The following is an 18,279-nucleotide window of genomic DNA, read 5'->3' as shown; positions in this document are numbered from 1 at the left end:
ACGCCTGGGTGGTATGGAGTGATGCGAGATGGCAGAAGCACACGGCCGGCGGGATCCCCGGTTCCACCACGTCGGGATCCAGACGAACGATCTGGGCAACAGCGTGGCCTGGTATGAGGACTTTCTCGGCTGCAAGCCTTCCTGGACCCTGGAGAAGTTCTCCGACCTGACCCGCAGCCGGCTGCCGGGAATTCGCACTCTGACCGAGCTGACCCTCGGCGACCTTCGCCTGCACCTGTTCGAGCGGCCCGGCAGCGCCACCGACCCGGCCGTCAGCGACGTACGCATCCAGCATCTCTGCCTCTCCGTCGACGACCCCGACGAACTCGTCCGCCTGCGTGACCGCTGGATCGCCCTCCACGGGTCGGGCCGCTACACGTTCGCCCTGGACAAGCCGCCCACCGACGTGGTGGTGGACGCGGACGGCATCCAGAGCTTCTACGCGTACGACGTCAACGGGGTCGAACTCGAGTTCACCTACGTGCCGGCTCAGGCCTCATGATGCGTGGACCGACCACGCCGATCGCCGACCCGCCGGCCGAGGATGCCTGGGACTTCGGCGGGTATCCGTACGCTCTGGAACCGCTGTTGCTGCCCCCGGTGGACGCGGCCGGCGCACTGGCGGGCCCGGACGTGGCGGCGGAGCACGTGGCCGCAAGCCGGCTGGTCGGCGACCTGGCCGAGGGCGGACCGACCGTGGACCGCGGCGAGCCCGAGGAGCTGTTCTGGTTCCGCTGGATCACCGGGCACCAGGTGTGCTTCCTGCTCTGGCGGCTGATGGGACAGCTCCTCGAGGATGTCGCCGAGGGCGAGACGACCGCCGACGAGGCGATCCCGCCACTCAGCCGTTACGTCGACGGCTACTCGGCCATGCTGCTCTACACCGGGTCGTGCACCCACCAGATCTACAACGACGTGATCCGGCCCAGCATGCGGTTGCGGCACCGCGCGTTCAGCGGCAGCTGGGCCCCGGACTACCTGCACGTCCGCGCGCTGCTGCGCGGCCGAGCGCAGGCCCGGCTGACCAGTGGCCCGAGCGAACTGGACGGCGCGGTGCGGCTGCACGGCCGGGTGCACGACGGCGTAGCGGCGCGGCTGGTGCCGAACGGCCAATCGCTGCTCAACCAGGCGCCGGTGCGCCGCCTGAACCACCGACTGCTGGGCATCGTCTACGACAGCTACTTCATGACCGTGCGCACCCCGGTCACCCGCGGCCAGGCGGTGAGCCAGCTGATGCGACGGCTCACCGCGATCGTCCGCGACCTGACCGCGAACGGCCTCTACCCGTGCCCCGACGACGGCGTGCTCCCCGATGAGCTGCGGCTCGACGAGGTGGTCTCCTGCGCCGCCGGGATGCCCGGCATCCTCGTCGACGTGGCCCGGGCCGCCGTCGGTGGACCGGCGAACCGGCCGCAGCCGGTGGGCAGCGGCGTGGCGAAGGCAGCCCGCGCATGAGTGTCCAGCGACCCGAGCTGACCGGGACCTTCGGCGCCGTGTCCGCCACGCACTGGCTCGCCTCGGCCGCCGGCATGGCCGCGCTGGAGCGGGGCGGCAACGCCGTGGACGCCGCGGTGGCAGCCGGTTTCGTGCTGCAGGTCGTCGAGCCGCACTCCAACGGGCTGGGCGGCGACGTGGCGATCGCGGTCTACTCTCGAGCGTCCGGACAGGTGCGCGTCATCTGCGGGCAGGGCCCCACGCCGAGGGCGGCGACGATCGGCGCCTTCACCGGCCTGGGCCTCGACCGGGTACCCGCCGGCGGCCTGCTGCCGGCCTGTGTGCCCGGCGCCTTCGGCGCCTGGATGCGGCTGCTGGCCGAGTTCGGCACGACCACACCGGCGGACGCGCTGGCGGCCGCGATCGGCTATGCGGAGCACGGCTTCCCGCTGCTGCCCGCCACCGCCCGCACCATCGAGGTGATGGCGCCGCTCTTCCGCGAGCACTGGACCGAGTCGGCCCGCACCTATCTGACCGGCGACGCCACCCCGGCGGCCGGCTCACGGATGCGCAACCCGGTGCTGGCGACGACCTATCGACGGCTCGTCGACGAGGCGCGATCGGCCGGCGGCCGGGAGGCTCAGATCGAGGCCGCACACGCCGCCTTCTACCGAGGTTTCGTCGCCGAGGGCATCGACCGGTTCCTGGCCACGGCCGAGGTGCTGGACGACACCGGGCAGCGGCACCGCGGTCTGCTGCGCGGCGACGACCTCGCGGGCTGGCAGGCCGGGGTCGAGGAACCAGCGATCGCCGCCTACGGCGAGTTCACAGTCCACAAGCCGGGACCCTGGTCGCAGGGACCGGTCTTCCTCCAGCAGCTCGCCATCCTGGCCGGCTGCGATCTGGCCAGCCTACGGCCGGGCAGCGCCGAGCACGTCCATCTGCTGGTCGAAGCCGCGAAGCTGGCGTTCGCCGACCGGGAGGCCTGGTACGGCGACCCGGAGCACACCCCGGTTCCGATGGCGGCGCTGCTCGCCGAGGACTACGCGGCGCAACAGCGGGCGCTGATCGGCGCCCGTGCCGCAACTGACCCTCAGCCGGGCACGCCGGAGGGCCGCAAGTCCTGGTTCCCATGGCCCGCCCCTACGCCCCTGCCGCCGAACGCCCCCGACTGGCTGGTGCAGTTGAGCAGCGGCATCCCGACGGTCGTCGGGCCGGGCGCGCCCCGCACCGGGGCCGGCAACACGTGCACCGTCGCGGTGGTGGACCGCGAGGGCAACATGGTCGTGGCCGTGCCGAGCGGCGGCTGGCTGAAGAGCTCGCCGGTGGTGCCCGGGCTCGGCTTCGCCCTCGGCACCCGCGCGCAGACCATGTGGCTGACCGAGGGCCACCCCAACTCGCTGGCACCGGGCCGGCGCCCGCGCACCACGCTGAGCCCGGGCATCGTGCTGCGTGACGGCGAGCCGTTCCTGGCGCTAGGCACGCCCGGCGGCGACCAGCAGGACCAGTGGACGCTGCAGACCTTCCTCGCGGTGGCCGAGCACGGCCGGGACCTGCAGGCGAGCACCGAGCAGCCGATGTTCCACATCGACCACTTCCCGCAGTCGTTTGCGCCGCGCACATCCCGGCCGGGCGTGGTGGCGGTCGAGTCGTCTTTCGGCCCCGAGCTCATGGCCGAGCTGCGGGAGCGGGGCCACGAGGTGGACGCGGTGCCGGCGCACACCCTCGGCAAGGTGTGCGCGGTCGGGGTGGACCCGGAGCGCGGGTTCGTCCGGGCCGCCGCCGGTCCGCGCGGACGTCAGGCGTACGCGGTATGTCGCTGAACGTGCGGAGGGACTGGTGACCATGACCGCCGGAGTGAACGTCTCGGCGCGGCGATGGCTGATGCCGCCACCGTCCGCGGACACACCCATCCTGTTCTGCTTCCCATACGCCGGGGTCGGTGCCTCGTCCTACCGACAGTGGCCGCGGCAGATCGGCGGCCACCAGGTCTGCGCCCTGCAACCGCCGGGTCGGGAGAACCGGATGCGGGAGGAGCCGCACCGCACCCACACCGCTTTCGCCGCCGACCTCGCCGACGTGCTCGAGCCCTTCGTGCACGGCGAGTACTCGTTCGCCGCGCACTGCGGCGGGGTGCCGTTCGCACTGGACACGATCGCCGAGCTGGACCGGCGCGTGTTGCCGTTGCCGACCCGCCTGATCAGTTCCTCGTGGGGTGCGCCGGACCGCGGCCTCTACGGCCGGCTCAACTTCGCCGACCTGACGGCGCTGGACCTGATCGCCGAGACCACCGCGCTGTTCGAGCAAGCCGGGTCGCCGATCCGGTCGGACTTCGTCGAGCTGGCCGCGCGGGTGCTGCGCACCGACCTGGAGGTGCAGCGCGGCTACCGCTTCGAGTCCGGCCGCCGAGTGCCCTGCCGGGTAGTCGTCGTCGCCTGGACCCGCGACGACGTCGTCCCGCCGGAGACGGTGTTTCCCGGCTGGGCGGACTGCGCCGAGGTCACCGAGGAACTGCTGGACGGCGAGCATCTCGACTTTCTGCACTGCCCGAACGGCCTGCGCCAGGCGCTGGACCGATGGCTGAAGACAAACCACGTGGTTCGAAGGGGCGGGTGACCGTGACGGAGAAGACGGCCACGATCCATGAGCTCGTCGCACGGTGGGCCCGGAAACAACCGGACGCGCCCGCTGTCGGGGGTGACGACGAGACGCTGACCTATGCGGAGCTGGACGCCAGGGCCGGTCGGCTGGCCGGTCATCTGGCGACGCGTGGGGTGGGCCCGGAGACCAGGGTCGCGGTGTCGCTGCCACGCGGGCCGGCGATGGTGGTGGCCTTCCTGGCCACGTTGAAGGCCGGCGGGACCTACGTGCCGCTGGACAACGACTATCCCGAGCAGCGGCGGGCCTTCGTGCTGGCCGACGCAGGCGTCGCCGTGCTGGTGACCGACAAGGCGGGCGCTCCGGCCGAGCCGGGCGGCGACTCGGCCGAGGTGGTGGTGCTGGACGACCTGCCCGCCACCGAGGTCGAGGCCCCCCGCGTACGGGTCGGACCCGACGCCGCCGCATACGTCGTCTACACCTCCGGGTCGACCGGCCAGCCCAAGGGTGTGGTGGTCCCGCACGCTGGCGTGGTGCGGCTGACCACCGATGCGCGGATCGCGGTCCGCCCCGGCCAGACGGTCGCCCAGCTCGCCCCGGCCGCGTTCGACGCGTCGGTGTTCGAGATCTGGGGCGCGCTGTGCTCCGGCGGACATGTGGTGATCATGGACGCCCGGAGCACCGTCGCCAAGCTCGGCGCGGAGCTGCGCAGGTGGCGGCCGGACTGGCTGTTCCTCACCACCGGGCTGTTTCACCTGCTGGCCCAGCACGACACGGCCGCGCTCGACGCGGTCGGCTGCCTGCTGACCGGGGGCGACGTGCTGTCGCCCCGGCACATCCGCACCGCCGCGGCGACCCGGGCCCGAGTCTACGCCGCCTACGGCCCGACCGAGACGACCGTCTACGCCTCCCTGCACCACGTGTCGGCGGGCGGCGACGAGCCTGCCCGGGTGCCGATCGGCACGCCGCTTGCCGGCAAGACGATGTACGTGCTGGGACCGGACCTGCGGCCGGTGCCGGCCGGGGAGGTCGGCGAGATCTATCTCGGTGGCACCGGAGTGGCCCGCGGCTACCACGGCCGGCCCGCGCTGACCGCGGAACGTTTCCTCCCCGACCCGTTCGTCGAGGAGCCCGGTGCCCGGATGTACCGCACCGGCGACCTCGGCTGCCTGCTGCCGGACGGCTCGGTGGACTTCCGCAGCCGGGTGGACCGGCAGGTCAAGGTCCGCGGCTTCCGGATCGAGCTGGGCGAGATCGAGAGCACCCTGCTGAGTCATCCCGACCTCGGCGCCGCGGTGGTGGTCGCCGTCGCCGACGACACCGCCGACAAGCGCCTGGCCGCGCACGTGGTGCCCGCACCCGGCCGGCGGATCACCGTCGCGGCGGTGCGCGACTGGCTCAGCCAGCGCCTTCCGGCCTACATGATCCCGGCGACCTTCGTGACGCTGGACGAGCTGCCGCTCGACCCGAATGGCAAACCGGACCGCAGCCAGCTGCCCAACCCGTTCGCGGCGCGGGCCGAGCTCACCTTCCTGCCGCCCTACGCGCCGCCGGAGAACGAGATCGAGCAGGTCTTCGCGCGCACCTGGGCCGACGTGCTCACGATGGACGTCGTCGGCATCGACGACGACTTCTACATGCTGGGCGGGGACTCGCTGCGCAGCGTGGCGATGCTCGAACAGTTGCGCGCGCACGGCATCGAGCTGGACGCGGTGCAGTTCTTCAACAACCCCACGATCCGCGAGCTGGCCGCGGTCGTCGACCCGCAGCTCACGGCCGACCGGGCGGGCGGGCAACCGTGGAGCTGACGCTGCCGCCGTTCGACATGCCGGTCGAGCTGGCCGACGTGGACCTCTACGATCCGCAGACGTACGTGCTGGCCGACCAGCACCCCACCTGGCGGACCATGCGTGCCAAGGCCCCGGTGTGGTGGCAGGAGCGGACGGACGCCACCGGGTTCTGGTGTGTCACCCGCCACGCCGACTGCGAGAAGGTGGTGAAGGACTACCGCACGTTCAGCTCGGAGGAGGGCACCATCCTGGCGTCGGTGGGCGTCGGCGACACGGCCGGCGGGCAGACCATCACGCTGACCGACCCGCCCGAGCACGCCGCGATCCGGGTGCCGTCGATGCGGGCCCTCGGGCACGCGGTCGTGCAGGACCGGACCCCGATCATCCAGGCCCGGATCACCGAGCTGGTCAAGCCGTGCGACGACGGTGAGGTTGACTTCGCCCGGCTGATGCGGCGCCTGCCGATGGTGCTGGCCGGCGAGTTCATGGGCATCCCGCCGGAGCACTGGGACGACATCGCGCTGTGGGCGGCCGCCTGCGTGGCGCCGGACGACCCGGCCTACGCCCTCGGCGCCAACCCGGCGCAGACCCTGCGGCTGGCCCACCATCAGCTCTTCGCGGTCTTCCGCGACCTGGTGCGGCACCGCCGGGCCCATCCCGGCAAGGACCTCGTCTCGGTGCTCATCGAGAGCATCGACGCGATGAGCGGACGGGACAAGCCGCTCGGCGAGTGGCAGGTGCTGCTGAACTGCTACAGCTTCATCCTCGGGGCCAACACCACCACGCCAAACGTCGCCAGCCACACGCTGCTGGCGCTCACCCAACGTCCCGAGCTGTGGCCCCGGCTGCGAGACGACCGCGGCGCCGTCGAGGGCCTGGTGGAGGAGGGCGTCCGCTGGTCCTCGCCCACCCACCACCTGGTCCGGCGGGCCACCGCGGACGTCGAGCTCGGTGGGGTCACGATCCGGGCCGGCGACTGGGTGGCGGCGTGGGTGGCCTCGGCGAACCGGGACGAGGCGGTGTTCGACGATCCGTACACCTTCGACATCGACCGGCGCCCGAATCGGCACCTCGGTTTCGGCGGCGGCCCGCACTACTGCATCGGCGCGCCGATGTCCCGGCTCGCCCTCACCCTGCTCTTCGAGGAACTGGTCCGCCGCTATGCGGGCTTCGAACTGACTGGGCCGCCGACACACCTGCGGTCCAACTGGATCAACGGGCTGGTGTCGCTGCCGGTCCGGCAGCTGGGAGGGAACACGGCATGCAGATGACCGGGCCGGCCGCCGCCGAGTTCGCCGATCCGGTGGACGAGATCGACCTCTACGACCCGGCGCGGTACGCCGCGCAGTCCCAGCACGGCGCCTGGCACCGGCTGCGGCGCGACCACCCGATATGGCCGCAGGAAACCTCGGACGGCATCCGGTTCTGGTCGGTGACCCGCTATCGGGACGTGGCCGCGGTGCTGATGGACGACAAGAACTTCAGCTCCGAGCACGGCACGATCCTGGCCGTGGCGGCCGGCGACAGCGCGGGCGGCAAGACCATCAACCTGATGGACCAGCCCAAGCACGCCGAGGTCCGGCTGCCGACGATGCGGCTGATGTCCACCCACACCGTGCGCAACCGCATCGACCACGTGCGGGCCCGGGTGCGACGGCTGGTGGCGGGCGTTTTCGACGCGGGCGGGACGGTGGACGTCGCGGAGCTCATGCTGCACCTGCCGATGTGCGCGGTCGGCGAGACCATCGGCCTGCCGGAATCGATCTTCGACGAGCTGCCGAGGTGGGCGATGGCCGGGGTGGCGCCGGAGGACCCGCACTACGCCGACGGCAGTCCCGCCGAGACCCTGCGCAAGGCACACCACAACCTGATCGCCGTCTTCTCCGAGCTGATCCGGTACAAGCAGGCGCACCCCGCCGACGACGTGGTCTCGGTGCTGCTCGGGCTACGCCCCGGCGGCCGGCCGATGGACGCGCACGAGGTGCTGCTGAACTGCTACAGCTTCGCGATGGGCTCGGTGACCACCACCGCACAGGTGGCCTCGCACCTGATCCTGGCGCTGGCCGAGCGGCCGGAGGCGTGGCAGCGGCTGCGCAGCACGCCCGGCCTGGTGCCGACCGCCGTCGAGGAGAGCCTGCGCTGGGCCTCGCCCACCAACCACCTGCTGCGGCGTACCAACGCTCCGGTGGAGATCGTCGGCACCCGCTTGGAGGCCGGTGAGCTGGTCGCTGCCTGGGTGGCGTCGGCGGATCGGGACGACGCGGTCTTCGCTGACCCGTACACCTTCGACCCCGGCCGCACCCCCAACCCGCACCTCGCCTTCGGTCTGGGCCCGCACCGTTGCATCGGCGGGCCGCCGGCCCAGCAGGTGCTCGGCGTGCTGCTGGAGGAGATGATCGACCGGCTGGGCGAGTTCCACGTCGCCGGGCCGATCGCCCATCTGACCTCGAACTTCATCAACGGCATCACCAGTCTGCCGGTGACCTTCGAGCCGGTCTCGGCCCGTCGGGCGGCGGTGATCACGTGAGCGACCCACAACAGGACACCGTGGTACGGCGGGAGGACCGGGAGCTGTCGTCCGACTACCGGGCGCCGGGCAGCTCACTGGAATGGGAACTGGCCCGGATGTGGAGCGAATACCTCAAGGTCGACCGGGTCGGGGTGGACGACGACTTCTTCGAGCTCGGCGGCCACTCGCTGCGGGCCGCGGACCTGCTGGTGGCCACCGAGCGCGCGATGGGCGTGCACGTGCCGGCCACGACGCTCTACCTGCGGCCCACCATCGCCGAACTGGCGGAGGCGATCGAGCAGCTCCGGGGCGGTGGATCGTGAGGCTCTCCCCGCCCGATCCGGGTCGTCCGGTCGACCTCGACGCCGATCTGACCGACCCGGCGTACTACGTCGACGGCGAACCGCACGCGGTGTGGCACGAGCTGCGCCGCACGGCTCCGGTGTCGCTCCGCCAGACCGGCGCCGGGATCGAGTACTGGTCGGTCACCCGGCACGCCGACGTCGATCGGGTGCTGCGCGACCACCGGTCGTTCACCTCAACCCGCGGCACCTTCCTGAACATGCTCGGCCGGTCCGACCCGGCGGCCGGCCGGCAACTCGCCGCCACCGACCCGCCCCGCCACACGGCGATGCGCAGCCCGCTGCACCAGACCCTGTCGCTGCGGACCACTGCCGGCGAGGATCCGATGATCCGGCAACGCGTACGGGCGCTGCTGGCGCCCGCCGTCGAGGCCGGCGAGATGGATGTCGCCGCGGTGATGTCCGGCCTGCCGGTCGCGGTGCTCGGCGGCATGATGGCGCTGCCCAGCGACGACTGGCAGCAGCTCACCGACCTGGCCGCGATGGCCGTCGCCCCGGACGAGCCCGCCCGCATGCTGCCCAAGGGCCCGCAGGCGACGCTGCAACGCGCCCACCGCGCGCTGTTCGCCTACTTCCAGGACAAGGCCCACGAGCGGCGCGAGCACCCGGGATCCGACCTGATGAGCACGCTGCTCGACCTGCGGATCGACGACCAGCCCGACCCGGGCGGCATGGTGTCCAACTGCTACAGCCTGATGGTGGGCGCTGCCACCTGGCCGCACGCCGCCGCGGCCGGGCTCTACGAACTGGCGGCGAGCGGGCGCTACGCCGAGTTCGCCGGCCGCCCCGAGCTGCTCGACCCGCTGATCGAGGAGGTTTTCCGGTGGGCCTCGCCGGCCAACCATTTCCTGCGGCACACCATGACGGAGGTCGAGCTCGGCGGGGTACGGCTGCCGGCCGGCGCGCCGGTGGTGGTCTGGCTGGGCTCGGCCAACCGGGACGCGACCGTCTTCACCGACCCGTACGCCTTCGACCCGACCCGGTGGCCCAACCGGCACCTGGCCTTCGGCAGCGGTCCGCACAACTGCCTCGGGGCACCGCTCGCTCGCCGCATGATCCGGCACGTGTTCACCGAGATGTTCGATCTGGTCACCGACGTCGCGCCGGCCGGGCCACCGAGCCACGTAGCGTCCAACTTCGTGGCCGGCTATCGGCACGCTCCGCTGAAACTAGAGGTGTCTCAGCATGGCTGACCAGATGCGGGTGACGGTCGACCCGGAACGCTGCGTCGGGTCAGCGACCTGCACGGTGGTCGCGGCCGGCCTCTTCGAACTGGACGAGCACGACCGCGCGGTGCCGCAGATCGAGGTGGTCAGCGACACCGACGTGGTCGACCAGGCGGTCCAGCTCTGTCCGACCGCGGCGATCCACCTGAGCCCGGCGGACTAGTCGCCGGTTACACCGTCGTACGCCTCGCGCAGCAGGTCGGCGTGGCCGAGGTGCCGCGCGTACTCCTCGATCAGATGCACCAGGATCCAGCGCAGCGTCGGCCCCTCGCGGTCCGGCCAGGGCCGGCCGGACATCTGGTCGAGCCCGCCGGTCGCCAGCGCGGCGGCGGTGAGCTCACGGCCCCGGGCGACCCAGTGCTCCCAGAGGGCGGTCAGTTCCTCGGGGCTGTCGTCGACGGCCGACTCCCAGGTCCAGTCGGCGTCGGTCGACCAGTTGACCGCCGCCCACGGCGGCTGTTCCTCGTGGGCGTGCAGGGTGTAGGAAAGCCAGAAGTACTCCACCCAGGCCAGGTGCTTGAGCAGCCCGCCGAGGCTGATCGGGGAGGCCACCAGGCGGGCCCGCAGGCCGTCGGCGTCGAGCCCGGTGGTCTTCCAGGCGAGCGTGGCCCGCTGGAAGTCGAGGAAACCGAGCAGCGTTTCGACCTCGTTGCCGGCGCCCGGCGGCTCGGGGCGGCCTTGATCGTCCCAAGTGGTCATGCCCTGACCGTACCGTCGGCCCGGTCGCAAGAGCATCCGACAGGCAGCACCGTGTGCCGCCGGCCGCCGACGTCCACCGCGAGGTCGGTGGGCTGACCCGCGGCGCGTCCCGGGCGACACCGGCCCGAGTGATCAGCCGGTCGCCGCCAGCGCGGAACGGATCTCATCGGCGAGCTTGCCGGCGGCGTCGTCGGCGAGCGACCAGTGCCCGGCGCCGACCTCGGCGGTGCGGAACCAGGCGCTGGTGTGGTCACCCCACAACGGCAGATCCGTTGCGTCCACGAACGGGTCGTCGGCGCCGCGCACGGCCAACACCGGGATCGGCAGCCGGGCCGGCCCGCGGAACACGTAGTCGTCGCCGAGCGCCCAATCGGCGCGCAACATCCGCTCGAGCAGCTTGCTGAAGTCCGGGTCCGCCAGCAGACCCGGTGGCGTGCCGCCCATCGACGACGTCCGGGCCAGCAGTTCCTCGGTTGGCAGCCGGCTCATCCCGGAGTCGTACATCAGGGCCGGCGGCGGGCAGTGGCAGAACACCAGCAGCCGCGGGTTGCGGCACGGCGCGTCCAGCAGCCGCCGGGCCAGCTCAAAGCTGATCAGCGCGCCGAGGCAGTGCCCCATCAACGCGTAGTCGCCCTGGAAGGCCGCGTAGCCGTCACTCGCGGCGGCCCGGTCGAAGTCGGCGACCAGAGCGCTCATCTCCCGATGCGGCTGCTCGCGGACTCGCCGCCCGTGCCCGGGCAGCACGGCCGCGGTCAGCGTCGTCCCGTCCGGCTCGAGGTGCCTGCGCAGCGCGTTGAAGACCGTGGACGCGGCACCGGTGTGCGGGAACGCGAAGATCTCGGTCCCCTCGGCCGGGACCCGGTAGGGAAACCACGAGTGGACACCAGACATGATGAGCCCTCCGCAAGACGCCGTCATCAGTTAATCGGCCGTGCGCCGGGGCCGGCGGTCCCCGCTTTCGGCGACGTCCCCGCGCCCTCCGGGTTGCCTAGCGTGGTGTCATGGCCCTGGAATCGCACCCGCAACCGACCGGTGACGAGGGCACCAGAGTGCCGCCGCGCACACCGCGCGAGCAGGCCATCGCCGACATCTGGGCGACGGCTCTGGAGCGAACGGACATCGGCGTCTACGACGACTTCTTCGAGCTGGATGGCGACTCCCTCGCGGCCATCGAAGTGATCGCGAAGATCCGCGACCGCTACGGCGTCAGCATCCCGTCGATGACCTTCTTCGAGGCTCCGACGGTCGCCGCGCTCGCCGCCGCGGTCGCCACGGGCATGCCCTCGGAACGGCTGCCGGTCACGCCCCGCGACCCGGACTCCGAGCCGGTGCTCTCCTTCGACCAGCAGCGGCTGTGGCTGGAGAACCAACTGGCGCCGGAGTCGGCCTACAACGTGCACGGCCGGCTGCGCCTCTCCGGCCCGCTGGACGTCGCGGCGCTCGACGCCTCCATCGCCGCGATCCTGCAGCGGCACGAGGCGCTGCGGTCCCGGTTCCCGCTCGTGGACGGGCGGCCCCAGCAGGTGGTCGCCGACGTCGACATGGATTGGCACATCACCGTCCGGGACGTCGGCGGCGAGCCGGGCGACCCCGCCGCGGCGGCCCGTCGGGTGGCGGACGAGGACGCGGCCACTCCCTTCGACCTGGCCGCCGGCCCGCTTTTGCGGTGCACGCTGATCCGGCTGAACGACACCGAACACGTGCTCAGCATCACCGCCCACCACATCGTCTGTGACGACTGGTCGACCGGGCTGTTCGTTCGCGAGCTGTCAGCGCTCTACCTGGTCGGTGGCGACGCCACCCGGGCCGAGCTGCCGCCGCTGCCGGTGCAGTACCGCGACTTCGCCGCGTGGCAGCGCCGGTGGCTGGTCGGCGAGGCGCTCGAGGGCCAGGTGAGCTACTGGCGCGACCACCTGACCGGTGCTCCCCCGGCCCTGAACCTGCCGACGACTCGCTGGCGGGTGCAGGCTGAGGAGGCGCGCGGCGACCGCATCCGAGCGGTGCTGTCTGAAGCGAACACCGAGGCGGTGCACCGGCTGTGCCGGCAACACCACGTCACCACCTTCATGGCGCTGCTCGCGTCGCTCGGCACCGTACTGGCCCGCTGGACCGGCGACCGGGATGTGGTGATCGGGGTGCCGATCACCGGCCGCACCGACGCCGGCACCAAGAACCTCATCGGCTTCTTCGTGAACACCCTGCCGTTGCGCATCGATCTGGCCGGCCGGCCGTCGTTCGCCGACCTGCTCGACCGGGTGCGCCGGGCCGCGCTCGGTGGCTACGAGCACGCCGACGCGCCGCTCGACCTGCTGGCGGGCCAGCTAAAGTTCACTCGAGTGCCCGGCCGTACCCCGCTCTTCCAGGTCGCGCTGAACGTGGTGGACGACATCGGCGTCGAGCCGCTCTCGGGCGTGACCACCCAGCTGCTGGACGCACCGGCCCCGCCCAGCAAGTTCGACCTGACGCTGACCGCCCGGGAGTCCGGCGGCGTGCTGCACCTGGACCTGGAGTACAACGCCGACCGCTACACCGAGCCGATGATCCGCGCGCTCTTCGAGCAGGTGCGCACCCTGCTGCCGGCCGCCGTGGCGGACCCCGGCCGGGCCGTCTTCGACTATCCGCTCACCGACGCCGAGCCGGCCGTGGCGCCCGTCCCGGCCACGCTTCCCGACCTGCGGTCCGAGCGCATCGCGGTGCTGTCGCCGCGGCCCGGGCACTGGGCGGCGGCGGACGCCTCCGGCGGGGAGGTGGTCCCGACCACGGACGCGCCGCTCGGCGACCCCGACGCCCTGCTCGCCTGGCTGCGCGACGCCGCGATCAGCGTGCTGCACGTCGACCCGCCGGTGCTGCGCGCGCTGGTTTGGCGGGCCGGTGACGCCGGGCTGCCAACCCTGCGCCACGTCTTCGTCGGCAACCACGGCGACTTCCTGGCGCACGACGTGGAGCTGGTGCGCCGGCTGTCCGCCTCGGCCGGCTGCGTCGGGCTCTACGGCGTGGACGAGCCGGACGGCCCGCTAGCCGCCTACCCGGTGCCGGACGGATGGAAGCTGGAGACCGCTCCGCTGCGCGTGCCGCTCGGCACCGAGCTGCCGGGCAGCTCCCTCCGGCAGCCGGACCGCTCCGGCCGCCCGGCCGCGGTCGGCGAGGTCGTCGAGCTGCACGCCGGCGAGCGGCGGACCGGCCACCTCGCGCGGCGCTGGGCCGACGGCACGCTCGAATTCGTCGGCACCACCGACACGGCGCCGGACGTCACCGAGACGGTCGGCACCCTGCGCGACGCCCCGGACGTCCGGGAAGCCCTGGTCACCGGGCTGGTCGCGTATGTCTGCGGGCCGCAGATCGGCACCGGCGCCGTGCACCAGCATCTGGTGACCCGGCTCCCGGAAAACCTGCTCCCCCGCCACCTGGTGGTGCTCGACCGGCTGCCGCTGACCGCAGACGGCGAATACGACCTGGCCGCCCTTCCGCAGCCCGACGAGAACAGCGAGGCGCTGGGCACCTATGTGCCGCCGCGCACGCCGCTGGAACGCGAGCTGACCGCGATCCTGCACGAGCTGCTCGACGTGGAGCGGATCGGCGTCTACGACAGTTTCTTCGAGCTGGGCGGCTTCTCGCTGCTGGCCACCCGACTCGTCGCCCGGGTAAGCGACGTCTACGGCGTGGAGCTACCGCTGCGCGAACTGTTCGGTTCGGCGACCGTCGACCAGCTCGCCCGGCTGGTCGTGCAGGCCCAGGCCGAGATGGTCGGCGTCGAGGACCTCGAGTCGCTGCTGGACGAGCGGATCCCGTGACCGCGGCGGACCGAGCCACGCTCGCCGACTTCCGGGCCCGGCAGGAACGCCGGCGCGCGGAGGCGTACACCCGGTTCTTCTCGCCGGTGACCGCCCGGTTCGCCGGCGCGCTCGTGCGCCGGCTCGGCCACCCGACCGGTCCGGCCCTGGACCTGGGCTGCGGCGACGGCGTGGTCACCCGGGAGCTGCGGGCAGCCGGCTGGGTGTCGCTGGCCCTGGACATCTCCCCCGAGCTGGCCGCCGCCGCGCTGGCCGGCACCGGCGGCCCGGTCGTCATCGGCGACGCCCTGCGACTGCCCCTGGCGAGCGCGAGCCTCGCCGCGGTGGCCAGCGCGTTTGTCCTGCCCCACCTCGACGACCTAAACACCGCGCTGGCCGAGACCCGCCGGGTGCTGCGCCGCGACGGCGTGCTCGCGCTGGCCGGCTGGGCGTCCGCGGCGGTCTCGCCGTTCACCGGCCTGAGCGCCGACCTGCTACGGCACCGGGCGGCCGCGACCGAAGCGCGGCTGCTGGCCGAGGCCGGCAAACGCACCGACGCGGACCACCTGGCGACCCGGCTGGCCGGGGTCGGCTTCTCCGAGGTCACCGTCGAGACGGTCACCACGGTGGTCCGGATGCCGTCGCCGGGGCACTGGTGGAAGGGCCTGGTGGGCGGCTCCTGCGGCTTCACCGAGCTGCTGCAGGTGCAGAGCCGGGAAGTGCAGCAGGCGGCCCGCGAGGCGTTCCTCGCCGAGGCCCGGGACTTCACCGTCGGCGGCGAGGAGGTCGCCGTGCCGGCCGCCGCGCTGCTGATCCGCGGCCGCGCCACCTAGCCGCCGTTGCGGACACCCAGCACGTGGTCCAGGCCCGCCCGGATCGCCGTGCCGAACTCCTCCTGCTGGTCGTGCATCGCCAGATGACCGCCCACCATCCGTTGGTGCAGGGGCGGCGCGGCGCACAGGTCGTCCCAGGCCCGCAGCGCGGGCTCCGGCACCAGCCAGTCGGCGTCGAAACCCAGCACGCAGGCCGGGACGGGCAGCGGCGGCCGCGGCCGGAAGGCGAAGCTCTGCACCACGGTCAGGTCGGCGTGCAGCGCGGTGGCGAAGAGGTCGGCCAAGCCCGGCAGCTCCAGCATCGCCGGGGAGGCGAGACCCATCGCGACCGCCTCGCGCAGGAACGTCTCGCCGGCCGGCAGGTGCGCCACCGGCGGGTGGCCGATCCCGTGATGCGGCGCCCGGGTGCCGCACACGATCAGGCCGGCAGCTGGGGTGCCGGCCTCGGTGAGCCGGGCGGCGATCTCGTACGCCAACCAGCCGCCCAAGCTGTAGCCGAGCAGCACCAGCCGGCGCGATCCCAGGGTGCCGATCGCGTCGAGCACCCCGTCGATCACCGCCTCGGCGTCGCGCAGGCAGGTCTCGCTCATCCGCCGGCCGTGCCCCGGCAGGTCGACCAGGGCGAGCGCGCAGCTGTCTGGCAGGTAGGGGTGCAGCGGGCGGAACGCACGTCCGGCGGCGCCGGCGTACGGCAGGGCGACCACCACCGCCTCGGTGCCCTCCGGGTTGAGCAGGTCGTCGAACCACCGGTTGGTTGTGATCATGTCCGCGTTTCCTCGTCGCCCAAGCACAATGACTCATTCGGCTGCATCTCGTCGTAGGCGACGACCCGCAGCTCGCTGGTGTAGCGCTGCCCGTCCGCGTCGGCGAGCCAGAGCTCGCCCGGCGCGGGCAGCATCTCGGTGAAGGTGGCCGCCGCCGCGTCACCGTGCTCCGCCCGGCTGCGCCGCACGCCCCTGGCCAGGTTGCGCAGCGACAGCGGCGCGTCCCGGTCGACCAGGTAAGGCTTGGGCTGGTCGGCGGTCTTGACGAAGACGAACCGCGGCATCCCCCGCTCGATCAGCCACTGTCGCAGCTCGCGGTGCCGGTAATCGGCGTTCTCGGGCGTCGGGATGCCAGCGAGTGGCACGTGCCAGGTCTCTCGGGCGATGACCACCTCGTCGAGCATCAGCCGCGGTTGGTGCCCGTCCGGGTCGCGCACCCGGAACCGGTTGACCACCAGCGCGGTGAGGAACTCACCGAGGACCTCGAGCAGCCGGGCCGGACGGCCACCGGCCGCCGGTCGGACGACCAGCCGGCGGTCCTCCTCGGTGACCAGCAGGCCGGCCCCGGGCAGCGGATCGACGTCCTCCGGGTGTCCCTCGTCGGCGGTGTACGACCAGTAGGTGTAGTGGCTCGGCAGATCCATCGCGGGCGGCGGATAGGTGCGCGAGGTGACCGCCGGCGCGTCCGGCGGGTAAACCGGCACGAACCGCCCGCCGGCGAAGTCGGCCGCGGTGGCGTCGAGCAGCTCCGCGCGGTCGTCGGCCTGGGTGAGGAAGGCCCGGTTCTCCATCGTGTTCAGCGCCAGGTGCAGCTCGCCGAGCACCCACTGCGGCCGGCCGCCCGCCGGATCGGCGCGCAGTAGCAGGTCGGGGCTGTGCTGACGGCCGGCTCGCCAGGCCACCGGCCCGGCCGGGAAGACCGCCCGCACCAGCGGCGCCACGACGGCGCTGGACATCCGCGCCGGGGCGCCCCGGGCGGTGGACAGCAGCTCGCGCCAGCGCTCGCGGAAGTCGTCGCCGACCCGGTCGGCGGCCGTGCCCGGCATGCCGTTGAGCACGTCGCCGGCGGCCAGCACGAGGTCGCACAGGGCAACCGGGCCACCGGCGCGGTCCCGCAGCGACCGGTATCGCCGGGTGAGGTCGCGCTCGACCTCGACGCTGATCTCGGCGAGCAGCCAGCGCGCGGTGTCCAGCATCAGGGCCAGCGGGGTGCGCAGGTCGTCGAGCAGGTCGGCGCCGATGGTGACGTCGAGGTCCCGGCGGCAGTCCTCGTACACCATGGCCCGGCCCAGCGGGGTGCCCGGCTTGTCGCGGTGGCCGGCCTGCCCAGTGATGGCGCCAAACGTCTCCGCCAGCCGGTCGAGGGCGTCCAACAGCGCGGGCGGGTCGCCGACCGCGGCGGCCACCGCGGCGACCGAGCGGTCCAGCTCGTCGAGCCGCCCGGTGAGTTCCGCGCGCAGGTCCGGGTCGGTGATGCCGGCGACGTGCCGGCGCAGGTCGCGTTCGGGGTGTTCCTGCACCGGAATCGGCAGGCCGGCGAGAACGACACCGCGGGCGATCAGCCGGTCCAGGGCCGCGGCGGCCCCGGCACAGGTGTCGACCAGCTCACCGACCCGGCGGGGCTGGGTCAGCGCGGCCGCGACGACGGCCTCGGCGCCGGTCAGTTCCTCCGGCCGCGACCTGGGGCGACGCAGCACGCCACCGGTCAGGTCGCACACCGGGTTGCGGCGAACGATCAGGTGGGCGGCCGCCCGCGGGTCGGCCGCGAACGCCCGAGCCACCGCGTCGACCGCCCACGTCTCCCGATAGACCGACCGGCTGCGCAGGCCTCCGGAGCCAGTCATCGTCAGGCCGGAGCGCTCATCGACGAACCGCGCCCAGGCGACCGGCCCGAAAAAGCCGATGGTCTCGTTCTTGGCGCAGTACCGCTGGGCGAGGAAGGCGACCAGCGCCTCCCGCTGGTCCCGCCGGGAGAGCCGGCCGTCCGGGTCGGCCGCGAAGCGGCCCAGCCAGTTGCGCACCACAGCCGGGTTCTGCCAGGTGACCGCCTCGACGAAGATCGGCCGGGCAGCGAGCGCCCGCACCGCGGCGGCGGACACGGCGCGGGCCTCCTCCTCGCTGGCGGCATCCGGGTCCGGCGGGACGAAAGCGTCCAGCCAGGACACCGGCATCCCGGTGCCACGCACGGCGCTCAGCCGCCACAGCGACCAGTCGCCGGCCAGCGGCACCCGGTGCACTGCCACGGCTTCGCCGGCCGGCCCCGGCAGCGTCGGAACGGCGGCGGTCCGCATCGA

At 73.0% G+C, this 18,279-nt stretch carries 16 protein-coding genes; 12 read left to right on the top strand and 4 right to left on the bottom strand.

The genetic code is table 11. The features are described from left to right. The first annotated feature begins 28 nt into the window (after positions 1-28). From ABTW87_RS02270 to ABTW87_RS02225, 10 genes are read left to right on the top strand one after another with little or no spacing between them, the layout of a single operon-like run. Positions 29-502 carry a VOC family protein gene (locus ABTW87_RS02270; RefSeq protein ID WP_350647723.1) on the top strand — a complete coding sequence of 158 codons (474 nt, stop codon included), beginning with the start codon at positions 29-31 and terminating at the stop codon, positions 500-502. Beyond that, entirely contained in the window at positions 499-1,455 is a 957-nt protein-coding gene (locus ABTW87_RS02265; RefSeq protein WP_350647721.1) for a 3-methyl-L-tyrosine peroxygenase-related protein, read from the top strand. Before ABTW87_RS02270 ends, ABTW87_RS02265 begins: the two co-directional genes overlap by 4 nt. Further along, on the top strand, positions 1,452-3,257 hold the full coding sequence (locus tag ABTW87_RS02260; RefSeq protein ID WP_350647720.1) for a gamma-glutamyltransferase family protein: 1,806 nt from the start codon (positions 1,452-1,454) through the stop codon (positions 3,255-3,257). The genes ABTW87_RS02265 and ABTW87_RS02260 overlap by 4 nt, the downstream gene beginning before the upstream one ends. A 22-nt stretch (positions 3,258-3,279) precedes the next feature. Continuing rightward, positions 3,280-4,050, top strand: a complete 771-nt coding sequence (locus ABTW87_RS02255) for a thioesterase II family protein (RefSeq protein WP_350648041.1) — start codon at positions 3,280-3,282, stop codon at positions 4,048-4,050. A gap of 2 nt (positions 4,051-4,052) precedes the next feature. Continuing rightward, positions 4,053-5,840: a non-ribosomal peptide synthetase gene (locus tag ABTW87_RS02250; RefSeq protein WP_350647718.1), complete on the top strand. Its 1,788-nt coding sequence runs from the start codon at positions 4,053-4,055 to the stop codon at positions 5,838-5,840. Continuing rightward, the gene (locus ABTW87_RS02245; RefSeq protein ID WP_350647716.1) at positions 5,831-7,093 is read left to right on the top strand and encodes a cytochrome P450; all 1,263 of its coding nucleotides are present in this window, start codon (positions 5,831-5,833) and stop codon (positions 7,091-7,093) included. The genes ABTW87_RS02250 and ABTW87_RS02245 overlap by 10 nt, the downstream gene beginning before the upstream one ends. Next, the gene (locus ABTW87_RS02240) at positions 7,084-8,349 is read left to right on the top strand and encodes a cytochrome P450 (protein WP_350647714.1); all 1,266 of its coding nucleotides are present in this window, start codon (positions 7,084-7,086) and stop codon (positions 8,347-8,349) included. Before ABTW87_RS02245 ends, ABTW87_RS02240 begins: the two co-directional genes overlap by 10 nt. Further along, positions 8,346-8,654: a phosphopantetheine-binding protein gene (locus tag ABTW87_RS02235; RefSeq protein WP_350647712.1), complete on the top strand. Its 309-nt coding sequence runs from the start codon at positions 8,346-8,348 to the stop codon at positions 8,652-8,654. Before ABTW87_RS02240 ends, ABTW87_RS02235 begins: the two co-directional genes overlap by 4 nt. Further along, positions 8,651-9,886 (top strand): cytochrome P450, encoded by a 1,236-nt coding sequence (locus ABTW87_RS02230; RefSeq protein ID WP_350647711.1) that lies wholly within the window; start codon positions 8,651-8,653, stop codon positions 9,884-9,886. Before ABTW87_RS02235 ends, ABTW87_RS02230 begins: the two co-directional genes overlap by 4 nt. Continuing rightward, a complete protein-coding gene (locus tag ABTW87_RS02225; RefSeq protein WP_350647710.1) occupies positions 9,879-10,082 on the top strand; it encodes a ferredoxin in 204 nt (67 codons plus the stop codon). The genes ABTW87_RS02230 and ABTW87_RS02225 overlap by 8 nt, the downstream gene beginning before the upstream one ends. On the opposite strand, the gene ABTW87_RS02220 is transcribed toward ABTW87_RS02225, so the two are convergent. Both ABTW87_RS02220 and ABTW87_RS02215 read right to left on the bottom strand, forming a co-directional pair. Beyond that, entirely contained in the window at positions 10,079-10,618 is a 540-nt protein-coding gene (locus ABTW87_RS02220; RefSeq protein WP_350647709.1) for a DinB family protein, read from the bottom strand. The genes ABTW87_RS02225 and ABTW87_RS02220 overlap by 4 nt on opposite strands. A 132-nt stretch (positions 10,619-10,750) precedes the next feature. After that, positions 10,751-11,509, bottom strand: a complete 759-nt coding sequence (locus tag ABTW87_RS02215; protein WP_350647707.1) for a thioesterase II family protein — start codon at positions 11,507-11,509, stop codon at positions 10,751-10,753. A 110-nt stretch (positions 11,510-11,619) separates the two neighbouring features. Here ABTW87_RS02215 and ABTW87_RS02210 point away from each other — a divergent pair, with 110 nt between their 5' ends. Further along, the gene (locus ABTW87_RS02210) at positions 11,620-14,409 is read left to right on the top strand and encodes a condensation domain-containing protein (RefSeq protein WP_350647706.1); all 2,790 of its coding nucleotides are present in this window, start codon (positions 11,620-11,622) and stop codon (positions 14,407-14,409) included. Further along, positions 14,406-15,221: a class I SAM-dependent methyltransferase gene (locus ABTW87_RS02205; protein ID WP_350647705.1), complete on the top strand. Its 816-nt coding sequence runs from the start codon at positions 14,406-14,408 to the stop codon at positions 15,219-15,221. Before ABTW87_RS02210 ends, ABTW87_RS02205 begins: the two co-directional genes overlap by 4 nt. Here ABTW87_RS02205 and ABTW87_RS02200 read toward each other — a convergent pair. Together ABTW87_RS02200 and ABTW87_RS02195 are read right to left on the bottom strand one after the other, a co-directional pair. After that, positions 15,218-15,985: a thioesterase II family protein gene (locus tag ABTW87_RS02200; protein WP_350647703.1), complete on the bottom strand. Its 768-nt coding sequence runs from the start codon at positions 15,983-15,985 to the stop codon at positions 15,218-15,220. The two genes, ABTW87_RS02205 and ABTW87_RS02200, sit on opposite strands and share 4 nt — an antisense overlap. Beyond that, the gene (locus ABTW87_RS02195; protein ID WP_350647701.1) at positions 15,982-18,276 is read right to left on the bottom strand and encodes a lantibiotic dehydratase family protein; all 2,295 of its coding nucleotides are present in this window, start codon (positions 18,274-18,276) and stop codon (positions 15,982-15,984) included. Before ABTW87_RS02195 ends, ABTW87_RS02200 begins: the two co-directional genes overlap by 4 nt. Between the last annotated feature and the right edge of the window lie 3 nt (positions 18,277-18,279).

Source organism: Micromonospora sp. NPDC126480, from assembly GCF_040302465.1.
In the GTDB taxonomy this organism is placed as follows: Bacteria; Actinomycetota; Actinomycetes; order Mycobacteriales; family Micromonosporaceae; genus Micromonospora.
Note: the sequence above shows the minus strand (reverse complement) of the source record. Positions and strands in the feature narration are given on the sequence as shown.

Coding starts and splice junctions, on each gene's coding strand:
- ABTW87_RS02270 (WP_350647723.1), top strand. CDS start 29: ATGGCAGAAGCACACGGCCGGCGGGATCCCCGGTTCCACCACGTCGGG.
- ABTW87_RS02265 (WP_350647721.1), top strand. CDS start 499: ATGATGCGTGGACCGACCACGCCGATCGCCGACCCGCCGGCCGAGGAT.
- ABTW87_RS02260 (WP_350647720.1), top strand. CDS start 1,452: ATGAGTGTCCAGCGACCCGAGCTGACCGGGACCTTCGGCGCCGTGTCC.
- ABTW87_RS02255 (WP_350648041.1), top strand. CDS start 3,280: ATGACCGCCGGAGTGAACGTCTCGGCGCGGCGATGGCTGATGCCGCCA.
- ABTW87_RS02240 (WP_350647714.1), top strand. CDS start 7,084: ATGCAGATGACCGGGCCGGCCGCCGCCGAGTTCGCCGATCCGGTGGAC.
- ABTW87_RS02225 (WP_350647710.1), top strand. CDS start 9,879: ATGGCTGACCAGATGCGGGTGACGGTCGACCCGGAACGCTGCGTCGGG.
- ABTW87_RS02220 (WP_350647709.1), bottom strand. CDS start 10,618: ATGACCACTTGGGACGATCAAGGCCGCCCCGAGCCGCCGGGCGCCGGC.
- ABTW87_RS02215 (WP_350647707.1), bottom strand. CDS start 11,509: ATGTCTGGTGTCCACTCGTGGTTTCCCTACCGGGTCCCGGCCGAGGGG.
- ABTW87_RS02210 (WP_350647706.1), top strand. CDS start 11,620: ATGGCCCTGGAATCGCACCCGCAACCGACCGGTGACGAGGGCACCAGA.
- ABTW87_RS02200 (WP_350647703.1), bottom strand. CDS start 15,985: ATGATCACAACCAACCGGTGGTTCGACGACCTGCTCAACCCGGAGGGC.
- ABTW87_RS02195 (WP_350647701.1), bottom strand. CDS start 18,276: ATGCGGACCGCCGCCGTTCCGACGCTGCCGGGGCCGGCCGGCGAAGCC.